12 protein-coding genes are annotated in these 12914 nt (G+C 59.0%); 9 read left to right on the top strand and 3 right to left on the bottom strand.

Annotation, left to right across the window (positions count from 1 at the left end):
- Positions 1 to 27 precede the first annotated feature (27 nt).
- Positions 28 to 948 (bottom strand): LysR family transcriptional regulator, encoded by a 921-nt coding sequence (locus GSQ93_RS19060; RefSeq protein ID WP_158937204.1) that lies wholly within the window; start codon positions 946 to 948, stop codon positions 28 to 30.
- Positions 949 to 1423: 475 nt separating this feature from the next.
- On the opposite strand from GSQ93_RS19060, the gene GSQ93_RS19065 reads away from it, so the two are divergent.
- The 3 genes from GSQ93_RS19065 to GSQ93_RS19075 all read left to right on the top strand — a co-directional run bounded on the left by GSQ93_RS19065 (position 1424) and on the right by GSQ93_RS19075 (position 4267).
- The gene (locus tag GSQ93_RS19065) at positions 1424 to 2584 is read left to right on the top strand and encodes a porin (protein ID WP_158937205.1); all 1161 of its coding nucleotides are present in this window, start codon (positions 1424 to 1426) and stop codon (positions 2582 to 2584) included.
- Between the two features lie 188 nt (positions 2585 to 2772).
- Positions 2773 to 3234: a CHRD domain-containing protein gene (locus GSQ93_RS19070; protein WP_158937206.1), complete on the top strand. Its 462-nt coding sequence runs from the start codon at positions 2773 to 2775 to the stop codon at positions 3232 to 3234.
- 97 nt (positions 3235 to 3331) lie between these two features.
- Positions 3332 to 4267 (top strand): alpha/beta hydrolase, encoded by a 936-nt coding sequence (locus tag GSQ93_RS19075; protein WP_158937207.1) that lies wholly within the window; start codon positions 3332 to 3334, stop codon positions 4265 to 4267.
- Positions 4268 to 4271: 4 nt separating this feature from the next.
- Here the strand turns inward: GSQ93_RS19075 and GSQ93_RS19080 are convergent, their stop codons facing one another.
- On the bottom strand, positions 4272 to 5114 hold the full coding sequence (locus GSQ93_RS19080) for an EcsC family protein (RefSeq protein WP_158937208.1): 843 nt from the start codon (positions 5112 to 5114) through the stop codon (positions 4272 to 4274).
- Positions 5115 to 5221: 107 nt separating this feature from the next.
- On the opposite strand from GSQ93_RS19080, the gene GSQ93_RS19085 reads away from it, so the two are divergent.
- Together GSQ93_RS19085 and GSQ93_RS19090 are read left to right on the top strand one after the other, a co-directional pair.
- Positions 5222 to 6820 (top strand): MDR family MFS transporter, encoded by a 1599-nt coding sequence (locus GSQ93_RS19085; protein ID WP_158937209.1) that lies wholly within the window; start codon positions 5222 to 5224, stop codon positions 6818 to 6820.
- A gap of 95 nt (positions 6821 to 6915) precedes the next feature.
- Positions 6916 to 7404, top strand: a complete 489-nt coding sequence (locus GSQ93_RS19090) for a MarR family winged helix-turn-helix transcriptional regulator (protein ID WP_158937291.1) — start codon at positions 6916 to 6918, stop codon at positions 7402 to 7404.
- Between the two features lie 3 nt (positions 7405 to 7407).
- On the opposite strand, the gene GSQ93_RS19095 is transcribed toward GSQ93_RS19090, so the two are convergent.
- The gene (locus GSQ93_RS19095) at positions 7408 to 8682 is read right to left on the bottom strand and encodes an amino acid deaminase (RefSeq protein ID WP_158937210.1); all 1275 of its coding nucleotides are present in this window, start codon (positions 8680 to 8682) and stop codon (positions 7408 to 7410) included.
- 147 nt (positions 8683 to 8829) lie between these two features.
- Between GSQ93_RS19095 and GSQ93_RS19100 the strand changes: the two genes are divergently transcribed.
- The 4 genes from GSQ93_RS19100 (at position 8830) to GSQ93_RS19115 (ending at position 12908) form a co-directional block, all read left to right on the top strand.
- Positions 8830 to 9741, top strand: coding sequence for a MurR/RpiR family transcriptional regulator (locus GSQ93_RS19100; RefSeq protein ID WP_158937211.1), 912 nt, complete (start codon positions 8830 to 8832; stop codon positions 9739 to 9741).
- A gap of 41 nt (positions 9742 to 9782) precedes the next feature.
- A complete protein-coding gene (locus tag GSQ93_RS19105) occupies positions 9783 to 11264 on the top strand; it encodes an amidohydrolase family protein (protein ID WP_158937212.1) in 1482 nt (493 codons plus the stop codon).
- Between the two features lie 20 nt (positions 11265 to 11284).
- Positions 11285 to 11689: a RidA family protein gene (locus GSQ93_RS19110; RefSeq protein WP_158937213.1), complete on the top strand. Its 405-nt coding sequence runs from the start codon at positions 11285 to 11287 to the stop codon at positions 11687 to 11689.
- Between the two features lie 196 nt (positions 11690 to 11885).
- Positions 11886 to 12908 carry a fimbrial protein gene (locus GSQ93_RS19115; RefSeq protein ID WP_158937214.1) on the top strand — a complete coding sequence of 341 codons (1023 nt, stop codon included), beginning with the start codon at positions 11886 to 11888 and terminating at the stop codon, positions 12906 to 12908.
- The last annotated feature ends 6 nt before the right edge of the window (positions 12909 to 12914 follow it).

Consider the following 12914-nt stretch of genomic DNA (forward strand, 5'->3'; position numbering starts at 1 on the left):
TTCGTCATGTCTGCGCTTTCACGCCCGTTAAAACAATGCGCTCACCGCCGTATCTTTCCTGAAATGCGCGAGCGCGAAATCGACAAACGAGCGTGTTTTTGCGGACACGTGACGGCGTCCCGGATAGACCAGCGACACTTCCTTGTCCGCGTTATTCACCACGTAGTCAATGAGCAAACGCACGAGCGCGCCCTGTTCAAGATCGTCTGCGACATGGCTTTCCGGCAGGGCTGTGATGCCCATTCCGGACAGCGCGGCTTGTCGAAGCATTTGGGAATTGTTGACCGTGTAATCCGGATCGATGACGATATCTTCGTCCTCGCCGTTCGCGCCCGTGAACGACCACGTGGACCCGTGTATGTCGGCTGACGGTGACAGGAAGGCGTGAGCGGCAAGATCAGCGGGCCGCAGCGGAACACCGTGTTTCGCGAGGTACTGTGGTGCGGCCACAATAACCGGCGTCACCTTGAACAAGGGCCGATTGATCAGCGTGCCGCTGTTCACCATGCGCGGCACGACAATACCGACATCGAAACCCTCATCCACCAGATCCACCGGCCGATGCAGTAACGTGAGCCGCAACTTCACGTTGGGAAAAGCATCGCGATACTCACACAGCAGCGGCGTGAGCCCGAACAGCGAGAACGATGCCGATGCCACGAGCTTCAGCGTACCGGACGGATCGAACGATGTTTGCGACACCGTCGATTCAATTGCCTCGACCTGTTCTATGACCGCCCGGCAGCCCTCGGCGTACGACGCGCCGGCTTCAGTGAGCGACACGCTTCGCGTCGTGCGGTTGAGCAGTCGCGTATTGAGGTGCGCCTCGAGCAACGCGACGTAACGCGTGATGACAGCATTCGATAAATCCAGCGCAGCCGCCGCCCGGCCGAACGACCCGGTTTCAGCGACCTTCACGAAGACGCGCATGGCTTGAAGATGATTCATGACTTACCGATGAACAAAGAGTCGCCCCGTGTATGCCACGCCTCAGGGCCGAAAAGACACGAGTGCGGGCACTCTTTCTCAAGCCTCCCACTCGCGTGCGCGATGCTAATGCGCTGGGGTTATCGGTGAAATAGGAATAGGACGAAAGTCGACGAAAGCGCGCTTGTGTCGTGCGGTTGCTACTGTCGCAACTGTGCAACGCGTGCAAGTAATTAGGTATCCAGAAGTTAATTCGAGATAGCTGCAAAGCCTGATGGAACAAGCGTTTGAGCGAAAAGAAAGTCCATTTTTCGACTTATTCAAAAAGCCTTTTGTGTGCGTCTTGATGGTTTGGTTAAAAGCCAGCGCCCTAAACTTTGTTTCAGCCGAATCACGGTGTCCGGTTAAGACCGGAAACGAGTCGCCTTGGTGTTACGCAGGAAGGCGCCGCGTTTTGCAACCAGTCGAGTCGTTAGACTCATTAAAGGGATCACACATGAAAAAGACTCTGATCGTCGCGGCCGTTGCCGCTTCTTTTGCGACCGCCGCCAATGCGCAGAGCAGCGTTACGCTGTACGGCCTTATCGATGCTGGTTTCAGCTATGTGAACAATGAAGTTGCTCCGAACACTGCCAAGGGCAGCGCTGCAGCATTCCGCCTGTCGAGCGGCAACCTCAACGGTAGCCGTTGGGGCCTGAGGGGCACGGAAGACCTCGGTGGCGGCATGAAGGCCATCTTCACGTTGGAAAGCGGTTTCAGCATGGGCAACGGACAGGCGCTTCAACGCCAGAACGGCAGCACCAGCGGAACTGAATTCGGTCGTCAGGCATTCGCAGGTATTTCGTCGGCTCAGATGGGTACGGTAACGTTGGGTCGTCAGTATGACTCAGTAGTTGACTATCTCGCGCCGATGACGGCAAACGGCAGCTGGGGCGGTACGTACTTCTCGCATCCGTTCGACAACGACAACACGCAGAATTCGTTCCGCGTCAACAATTCGGTCAAGTACCAAAGCGCGAACTACTCGGGCCTCACGTTCGGCGGCCTGTATGGCTTCTCGAATCAGGCTGGTGGATTTGCCAACAACCGTGCTTACAGCGCGGGCGCACAGTACGCGAACGGTCCGTTCAAGATTGCAGCGGCTTACCTGCAACTGCAAAATCCGGGTTCCAGCAACAACGGCGGTGCGATGACGGACGCCGGCGCCTTGGCAAGCCAGGCCGGCGCTGCGGGCGCGTCGGTGCAGACGCAACGTACGTACGGTGTTGGCGCGAACTACGCGATTGGTCCGGTGACGGTTGGCGGTGCATGGACGCAAAGCCGCTTCCAGTTCGTAGGCGGCGATTCGACTGCACGCTTCAACAACTATGAAGTGAATGCACGTTATGCATTGACGCCGGCATTGGCACTTGGCGCCGCGTACACGTACACCGATGTGAAGGGTTACACCGCGGGTCCGGATAACAACGACCACGTGAAGTTCCATCAGTTCGGTTTGCAGACGGACTACGCGTTGTCGAAGCGCACGGACATCTACGCGGAAGGCGTGGTGCAACTCGGCAAGCAAGGTGCTGAAGCGCAAGTGTATGGCACGAACGCGAACTCGGTTCACGGCAACCAGGTTGTGGTATCGACGGGTATCCGTCACCGCTTCTAAAGTGCTGAACGTTTGACGTAGTAACAAAGCTAGTAACGAAAAGGCGCCTCACGGCGCCTTTTCGCATTTCCAGCCTAGTATTGACTACTCGGGTTCACCGGCAACGGCTTGACACGCAAATGCTCTACTATGGCGCGTCGATGAGCAGACGACTCGTCCACTCGTCAGTCACCCAGGAGAGAGCAAACATGTTCACGAGATTCAGTCTGCGTAACAGCGTGTTGGGTTTGAGCATGGTGTTGATGTCGTCTGTCGCGTCAATGGCGTCGAGCGCAGCTTTCGCCGATACCGTCGCTTTGCAAGCGAACCTGCAACCGTCGAGTGAAGTGCCGCCGCGCGTGAGCAAGGGGCATGGGGCGCTGAAAGCCACCTTCGACACCACCACCAAGACGCTGCAGTGGACCGTGACGTACGCCGACTTGTCGGGACCCGCGACCATGGCCCATTTCCACGGCCCCGCGCCCGTGGGACAGAACGCGAAGGTGCAGGTTCCTATCGACAAGAATGCGCTGCCCAGTCCTATCGCCGGACAGGCCACGCTTTCCGAGCAACAAGCGACCGACCTGCTGGCTGGCCAGTACTACTTCAATATCCATACCGGGCAGAACCCGACGGGAGAGATTCGCGGCCAGGTGATGCCGGCGAACTGACGAGGCGTTTTGCTGGCAGGACGCGCACTGCCGCCTTCTCTACACGCGACTTCGCGAACGATCGTACTATTGACGTTCATCGAAAAGAGGAGCCGCCATGAGTTGGCAAAGTGCGTTGGCCTGCTGGGTTTTACGTCGCCGGATGCGCCCTGAAACGGCTAAGCCGGGTATCGATGTTGCACGAGCGCGGGCGTTGACGTCCAAGCGCGCGTGGTTGCCGAAAGTGCCATCGGGATGGCGTCTTGAAGAGCGATACGGCCTGGACGATGCCCCGCTTCGTGGCGAGTGGCTGGTGCCCGATCAGCCGTCCGGCATCACGATCCTGTACCTGCATGGTGGTGGTTATTATTTTTGCTCGCCCACGACGCATCGCGGGCTCGTCTTTCCCCTCGCGAGACGCTCAGGCGCGCGAACCTTTTCCCTCGATTACCGGCTTGCCCCAGAGCACCCGTTTCCCGCCGCGCTGGACGACGCATTGGCTGCTTATCGAAAGCTGTTGGCCGATGGCGTGTCGCCTGCGTCCATAGTGATTGCTGGCGATTCGGCCGGCGGCGGTCTTGCGCTCGCGACGTTGCTGGCTTTACGCGATGCCGGTGATCCACTTCCCGCAGGCGCCGCGTTGTTTGCGCCATGGACGGATCTGGCGGCGACCGGCGCGTCAATGACGACCAACGATGGCCGAGATCCCATGTTCTACGGCCGGGCATTTGCGCCGGCGGGCAAGCTTTATACGGGCGATGCCGATGTGCGCAACCCCTACGTATCGCCACTTTATGGCCGGTTCGACGGCCTGCCGCCGCTCTTCATCCAGGTCGGCGATACCGAAGTGCTGCTCGACGATTCCACGCGCGTGGCGGAGAAAGCGCGTGCAGCGGGCGTGAGCGTGGAGATTGAGATCTGGCCGAAGATGCCGCACGTCTTCCAGATCTTCGCGCCGTTCGTGCCCGAGGCGAACCGCGCGCTGGCGCAGGCGGCCGGGTTCGTGCGCCGGGTCACGGCTCCGCAGGCCGTGGAAACGTCGCAAACAAGCTAGCGGTTCACTTCCCGCTCGTTATATCGATAGTCTGAAACGCGCGCTCAACCGCCAGTTGCCCATATTCCCGCTCCAGCCGGCGCACGGTGAAATGGCCGTGCGCCATCTGCTGGAAGTGATCGATGAAAACCGTGTTGACCATGGCGCCGAGCACTGCGCCGATCGCCGGAATTGACTTGGCGGCGACCTGTTCGCTGACCTGCACCGAAAACCGCGACGCCACCGTCTGCAAGAACTTGAGCAACGCGGTCGAGCCGTGTCCGCTCAAACCCTTCGCCGCCAGCTCGCTCGTCGCCTTCGATACCGATTGCGCCAAGGTCCCACGGACAATGAAATAGCCGATATCGGCGGCATCGTCGCTCGAACTGGGGCCGCCCATGCCGAGCACCATCAGGCATTGCAACTGGGTGTCGATCAGATGCACGTCTTCGCCCTCGCTACGCGCAATGTCGCAGATTGAACGGAACATCAGCGTGGTCGTGACGGGCAACTCCACCGGCAACGCGAACAGCCCAAACGCGCCGCCCGCCGCGCCCGTGGTTGCGACGGCCAGCTTGTGCATCAGGTTGTGGGGTTTTTCGGGTGGCAGCACGACGCCGTTGACCGTAGTTTTACTGAGCGTGCGCAGCGCGAGTTGCAGACATTTCTTAAGCGCGGCCTGGGTTGCGTCGTCGATTTTTTCCTGCGCGACGGTCGGCATCCGCGCCATCAGCTTTTCGATGGGCGAGCCAACCACGCTCGCCAGTTTCATCGTAAGCGACGGGCTTTCCAGTGCTTCCTTGGCGCGGCGCAAGGTCGCGAGATCTTCCTGCGAGAGGGGCGAAGCGGCGATTGGCGTCGGTTCCATGGCAATTTTAGAAAAAGATTGAGAAGGCGTCTGGCCTTGGATTAGAGCCTTTCACCGTGCTAGAATTCATATTCTGTTGACAAGTCAATCATTGCGGTATCAAAAAAATGGCCGTTCATACTGCCGAGCACCACTCCGCGGGACAAGTGCTCCCGTTTCGCGAATCGCTGATGGCGATGCTGGGCGTCTGCTTCGTGACCATGCTGGTCGCGCTCGATCAAACCGTGGTCGGGACTGCATTGCCCACTATCGTCGCCGAACTCAAGGGTTTTGACCTTTACGCCTGGGTCGCCACCTCGTATTTGCTTACATCGGTCATTACCGTGCCTATTTTCGGCCGGCTCGGCGATTACTACGGCCGCAAACCGTTCGTGATCGCGTCCATTGTCGTGTTCACCGTCGCGTCCGCGCTGTGCGGTCTCGCCAACAACATGCTCTTCCTCGTGCTCGCGCGCGGCCTTCAGGGCATTGGCGGCGGCATGCTGGTCGGCACCGCTTTTGCATGCATTGCCGATCTGTTTCCTGACTCCGTCGTGCGTCTCCGGTGGCAGGTGATGATGAGTTCGGCGTTCGGTATTGCGAATGCGGTCGGGCCGTCCCTTGGCGGGATTCTGACCCAATACTACGGCTGGCGCTCCGTGTTCTACGTGAATCTGCCGGTCGGCCTGCTGTCGGTGTTCTTCGTCTGGCGCTTCCTGCCGCATCTTCGGCACGTCAAGCATGAGGGCAAGATGCGTCTGGACTGGCAAGGCGCGGGCCTGATCGCGATTGCGCTGGGTTCGCTGCAATTGTTTGTCGAAATGTTGCCGAAGCACGGCCTGTCGGCAGAGTCGCTGATGCTGCTGGTCGCGAGCGTTGCATCTAGCTATGCGCTCTGGAAGTGGGAACGGCGCTGCGATTACGCCATTCTTCCCGTCGATATGTTCCGCAACAAGAGCCTGTCTGCGCTGTTCACGCTGGCGATCCTCGGCGGTTTCACGATGTTTTCGCTGCTGTTTTACGCACCTTTGCTGTTCCAGGGCGGTTTTGGCATGTCGCCGAAAGACGCCGGGCTGATGATCACGCCGTTGGTGGTGTTCATTACGATCGGCAGTATCGTGAACGGCCGGATCGTAACACGCGTGAAGAATCCCAACGCGATGCTGTTCGTCGGTTTCGCGCTGCTCGCGGTGGCGTGTCTTGGCGTGGTGATCGCCACGCGCTCAATGCCGCGTCCGCTATTGATGGTGTTCATGGTGCTGGGCGGCATGGGGCTGGGTTTTGTCATGCCGAACCTGACCGTGTTCGCGCAATTGACCGCGGGTAGGGAACATCTGGGCATTGCGACGGCGCTGCTGCAGTCGCTGCGCATGATCGGCGGGATGATTGGCACGGCGTTGACGGGCACGCTGATCGGTCATCTGTATGCGAGCGGCGTGCAGCTCGCGCTCGACAAGGACAGTGCCACTCACTGGCTCGGCGACCTGAGCGATCCGCAGATTCTCATCAACCACGACGCGCAAACCACGTTGCTTTCGCAACTCGCGGCCGCGGGTCATAACGGCGCGATGCTGCTTGAATCGGCACGCGAGTCGCTGGTCGCGGCAATTCACATTGGTCTGGCGGTGGCGGCGGTGGTAGCGGTGGTGGCTGTATGGCAATCGCGTCGCGTGCCGCCCGTGCGCTTGAAGGGCGTGAAGATCGAACCGGCGATAGTGGCCGAATGAGTTCGATAACAGCAAGCAAGCACGCGAAGAACGGCGCACAAACGCGCAACACCGAAGCAATCAGCATGAAAGCAGTCAGCCGGGAATCAACCAGCATGGACGAGACGGAACGTATCGCCTTCATACAGCAGTTTGGGCGCACTTATCGAACGTTCATGCAGGCGTTCGAGTCGCAGGTCGGCCATCCCATGCCACGTTGGCGCATCCTGCTCGCGCTGCACGATCATGCGGGCGAGTTGTCGCAGAAGCGATTGGTTGAGAGGCTGCGCGTGGACCCGGGCGCGCTCACGCGGCAGTTGAAGACGCTGGAGGCGCTGGGCTGGATTGCGCGCAGTGTTGACCAGCGTGACAACCGGGTATCGAACGTGATTCTCACCGATACCGGCCGCGCCGTGACCGAAGCCGGCATGCCGCGCCGCAATGCCTTCCTTCACGAGACACTGTCGACGCTGCCCGACGACGCCGTCACGGCGCTCTCCGGCGCGCTGCGCTCGCTTGAACAGCGCATTCAGGAAGTGGCCGCCGGAACCGCCGAAGCGAGCGGCCCAGGCGAGCTGGGCAACGCCGTTCCCGACGACGCTTGAATCTTAGAACGACGTTTCGATCACTTCCTTCACGCGATATTTTGTATCGACGACCAGAATCTGGCGCCATTTGTCGAAGGTGAGGCAAGGGTGCGAGATGTCGAACGCGATCATGTCGCCGACCTTGATGTCGTCGCCCGGCTTGATCCGCAGGTAGGCGTGCTGGTCCATCATGCCGAAGATCTCCCAGCCTTCATCCGTCTGGATGTCGCGCGGCCATTGCGTGCCGGGACGGAAATGACGAGCGGGCTCGGGCATGCCGGCGTCGAAGGCGGCATCGCGTTTTCCCAGGCCAATGATCACGCGATCCGGCTCCGGAATCGATTGCACATAGGCCCACAACTGCAGCGCGGGTTTCAATCCTTCGCCCATTTTCTTGGCAATCGGGTTGCGCGCGAAAATCTCGTTCTGCGCTTTCTTGTACACGCCCACGTCATGCGTCAGATAACAGCCCGGACGCAGGATTACTTCGATTGCATCGCTATTCGCTTTCGCGAATTCATCGGCGACAACGTCGTACCAGGCAGACCCCGCGCCCGACAAAATGGCCGGCTTGCGCTCGATCTTGCCGTCGGCGACCAGCGCGCGCGTCACATCCACCGCGTGCTGCAGAAACGCCCGTACCTTCGATTCGTCCTGTAGCACGCCCTCATATATCTCGACGCCGGTGAGCTTCACGGCGTCGGGCCAGCGTGCAATGGCGGCCAGCACCGCGTCGCGCTGCGCGTCGTCGCGAATACCCGTTCGGCCACCCGCCACGCCCAGTTCCAGCAGCACGTTCACGTGCTTGTTCACATCGCTGAAAAACGCGCCGAGCTGATCGACGTTGTCCGCCGAATCGACGAGGCAATGGAACTCGAAATCCGGATCGGTGAGCAACTCCGCGATCATGCCCATGTTGCGCTTGCCGACCAATTGGTTCGCCATCAACACGCGATGCACGCCGCCGCGATACGCCGCGCGCACTTGATGCGCGGTGGCCAGCGTAATGCCCCACGCGCCGGCATCCAACTGGCGTCGGAACAATTGCGGCGCCATGGTCGTCTTGCCGTGCGGCGCGAGTTTTACGCCGTATTCGGCCACGAACGCCTGCATCCACTTCAGGTTGTGCTCGATCCGGTCCGCGTACAGCACGGCGGCCGGCAGGCTCACGTCCTCGTCCAGCAGATTCCAGTCAAGGCGCGCGGCATCCACCAGATGCACGCTGACGCCCGGTACCATGCCCAGACCCTTGCCGAATGGGTCGATTGTCGCGCTTTGATAGTTTGTAACTTTCATGTGCTGCTACTCCATCGTTCGTTTGTATAGAGTCGAAGGCTTGTTTTGCCGCATTCGATTCAATATCGAGATTGACGCGACAATGGTACAGAAAGTACGATGCCCCAGACATTGTTATTTAGTACCAAGCGTGCCGAAAGGGTTTTCATGAACATGTCGTCCGAACCGCCAGCCTTCGATATCGTCGCCCGGATTGCCGAGCGCGCGCCCGAATTGCGTTCGGCGGAGCGAAAGGTCGCGGCGCTTATTCTCGACGATTTGACCGGCGCATCGCGCGCCAGCATCGGTGCGCTCGCAAAAAAAGCCGAGGTTAGCATTGCGACCGTGACGCGCTTCGCGAAGGCGGTCGGATGCCATGACGTGCGCGAGCTCAAATTGCGGCTGGCTCAGGCGGCGGCGGTCGGCCAGCGGTTTTTGCGCGGCGGTTCGTATGATGAAACCGGCGCCGACGATCCCGCCGATTCACTCGCCGCCCGTATTTTCGACGATATCCAGACCACGCTCGCTCACAATCGCGGCGCGTTGCGAGCCGCGCCAATTGCCGCCGCCGCCGATGCGCTCGCCGATGCACAAATGATCTACGTGTTCGGCATGGGCGGAGGCTCGACCGCTTTGGCCGATGAAATGCGCTTTCGCCTGGTTCGACTGGGCCGCCCGGTGGCGTCGTATCAGGATGGTTTGCTGCAGCGGATGGTCGCCGCAACGCTCTCGCGTGAGCATGTGGTGGTGGCGTTATCGGTGACGGGGCAGACGCCCGAAATGGTCGAGAGTTGCCGGATCGCGCGGGAGTACGGTGCGCGGGTGATTGCGCTGACGGCGCCCGCGTCGCCGCTCGCGCAACTGGCCGACTGGCTGATTCCGATCATCGCGAAAGAAACCGATTTTATTTACAAGCCTTCGACGTCGCGTTACGCCATGTTGATGGCGCTCGATCTGCTCGTCACTGAACTTGCCGTGAAGCAAGGCGATACGAGCCGCGAGCTTTTGCGGCGCATGAAACACGCGCTGGATGCTTATCGTGGTGGTGGCGTCGATGAACGTCAGCCTTTGGGCGATTGACCTGCGCTCAAACAAACGCGCAAATTTTGAGGAGATAGAGCATGACATCGGATGGAGAGCACGTCGATACGCTGATCAAAGGCGCGCGGGTGATCGACGGAACGGGTGCGCCGGGGGGGCAGGGCGATGTGGCGGTGAAGGATGGCCGGATTGTCGCGATCGGTGAGCTAACCGGCTGGACGGCGGAGAACGTCGTTGAAGCAGAAGGCCGAGTGCTGGCGCCGGGTTTTATCGATGTCCATACGCACGACGATACCCACGTCATTCGATCGCCGCAGATGCTGCCGAAGATATCGCAAGGCGTGACGACAGTGATTGTCGGCAATTGCGGCATCAGCGCGTCGCCGGTAACGTTGAAGGGCGATCCCCCCGATCCGATGAACCTGCTCGGCGCTCAGGGCGACTTTCAGTATCCGACGTTTGCGGCTTATATCGATGCGGTGAATCACGCGCGGCCGGCCGTGAACGTGGGCGCGTTGATCGGGCATACGGCGTTGCGCAACAACCATATGGACCGGCTTGATCGCGGCGCTTCGGCGGAGGAAATCGATGGTATGCGCGCTCAGCTCGAAGAAGCGCTGTCGCACGGTGCGCTTGGGTTGAGCAGCGGTCTTGCCTATGGCTCGGCGTTTAGTGCACCGCCGGAAGAAGTGATGGCGCTGGCCGAGCCTTTAGCCAAGGCCGGAGCGCTGTACACCACGCACATGCGCACCGAATTCGACGCGATCCTCGACGCAATGGATGAGGCGTATCAGGTCGGCAAGCACGCGCGCATTCCTGTCGTGATCTCGCATTTGAAGTGCGCGGGGCCATCGAACTGGGGGCGTAGCGTTGAAGTATTGCAGTCGCTTGACACGAAGCGCGAGGGGCAGCCGGTGGGATGCGATTGTTATCCGTACAACCGGAGTTCTTCGACGCTCGATGTGAAACAGGTGACCGGCGATATTGACATCACGATCACGTGGTCGGAGCCGCATCCGGAGATGGCGGGGAAGTTGATCTCCGCGATTGCAGCCGAATGGGGCGTGACGCAGCCGGGGGCGGGCAAGCGCTTGCAGCCGGCGGGGGCGGTTTATCACAACATGTCGGAAGACGATGTGCGGCGGATTCTGTCGCATCCCGCAACCATGGTCGGTTCTGATGGTTTGCCGAATGATCCGCTGCCGCATCCCCGTCTATGGGGTGCGTTTCCACGGGTGCTGGGGCATTACGCGCGGGATACGTCGCTGATCGCGCTCGAAGAAGCGGTGCGGAAGATGACGGGGTTATCGGCGCGGCGGTTTGGTTTGAGCGAGCGCGGTCAGATTCAAGTGGGATATCACGCGGATCTCGTTCTCTTCGATGCCGACAAGGTTAGCGACACCGCAACGTTCGCCGAGCCTCGGCAGGCGGCTGATGGCATCGATGCGGTTTGGGTGAATGGGGTGCTTTCATATCTCGACGGCGCGGTGACGGGGTTGAGAGCAGGACATTTTGTGGCGCGTGGCGAGGGTTCCAAACTCGATGCGCTCGGACATTTTTAATTGATTCCTGGAGTAATGCGATGAAACGATATGGCGTGGAAGGCGGTAAAGGACAAGGCGGCGCGGTCATGCCGTTTTCGCGGGCTGTTGAAGCGGATGGATGGCTTTTTGTTTCCGGCCAGACGCCGATGGAAAATGGCGAAGTAATTGAAGGCGGGATTGTTGCGCAATCGCATAAAACTATTCAAAACGTTTTCGCGATTTTGAAGGAAGCAGGGTATGGCGCTGAACATGTTGTTCGTTGCGGCGTTTGGCTCGATGATCCGCGCGACTTCGCTTCGTTTAATAAAGTGTTCAAGGAATACTTTGGTGAACATCCGCCGGCACGCGCTTGCGTGGTTTCTTCGATGGTGATCGACTGCAAGGTTGAAGTGGATTGCGTGGCGTATAAGAAGTCGGCTGCACGCGCTTCTGACGCGAAGTGATTATTACGCTAGCACTGACTGTGCGATAGATTTGCTGCTAGCGTGAAATAATCTTTCGATGAAAATTTCGATTCTATTAAACGAAGTTTAATAGGTTTCATGAGTAAATATTTTTTCGTATGATCCGGATGACGATGTGGACATCGTAAGTAATACTGGTCGAATTGGTCGATGTTGATCGTTCAGAGTGCTTTCAATGCTTTCCAGTCGACTTGCACGATTATTACGTGGCATCCTCGTGCTGAAGATGCTTTTCTTCGCGAGTTCGGCATTTGCTATATACAGCGATTGCACAGCACCCCTGCCTATGGCCGTCAATCTACCTAACGTAGGGGTGCCTGTCACGTTAGCCGTCGGGCAGCCTATTCCGGGCGCGGCAGCGAGCTTTAATGTCGCTATTACCTGTACCAATACGTTCGCCGCAGGGAAGCGCTGGGTCGCGGTCATGTGGGCGGGAACCGCGACAGCGACTCCTGTACCTGGCCTTACGAACGTTTATACGACTACTGGAATGGGAGCGGGCATAGGATTTCGTATCAGAGGCGCTGATGGATCGCTTATCGCGCGTACGAGTTCCGGTATTTTCGATTTTGGCCCTGCAACCCTAACTGGCACAAGCGTAATTGGCGGCGCGTTCGAGCTGGTCAAGATCACGGCATCGGTGGATCTTGGTACCTTCACTATTTCAAGCTACCTTACCGTGTCGAGCACGGAATATGCAAATGCCGGCAACGCGACCAAAAGTGGCTTAAATTTTAGTTATACGATAACTTCCGCTACTGTTCCTGCCTGCAAAGTCTTGGGCGTCGATATAGTCGTGCCGCTTCAAAACGTTCATGTGCCGGAACTTCCCGCTGTAGGATCTACCGCTTACCCGACCGCCTTTGGCATCGACCTGAATTGCGAAGGAAGCGCAAATCCGCAGATAACGCTTACCGATGTTGCGAATCCGTCAAATCAAACAACCGAATTAACGCTTGCACCCGGATCGACTGCCACCGGCGTTGCTATCCAGATTCTTTCTAATGGAACCCTTGTACACTACAGTCCAGCGCCTTATACGTACACCAACAGTAATGTCGCCACTATTAACACTATCGGACTAGGAGTGATGTCCGGCGTTACGCACATCCCGTTCACCGCTCGTTATATAAGAGTAGGACCACTGACCCCGGGAACCGTGGTCGGCAAGGCCACGTTCACATTCACGTATCAATGAACGACA

Origin of the sequence: Burkholderia sp. S171 (genome assembly GCF_009766085.1) — a bacterium.
Classification (GTDB): Bacteria; Pseudomonadota; Gammaproteobacteria; order Burkholderiales; family Burkholderiaceae; genus Caballeronia.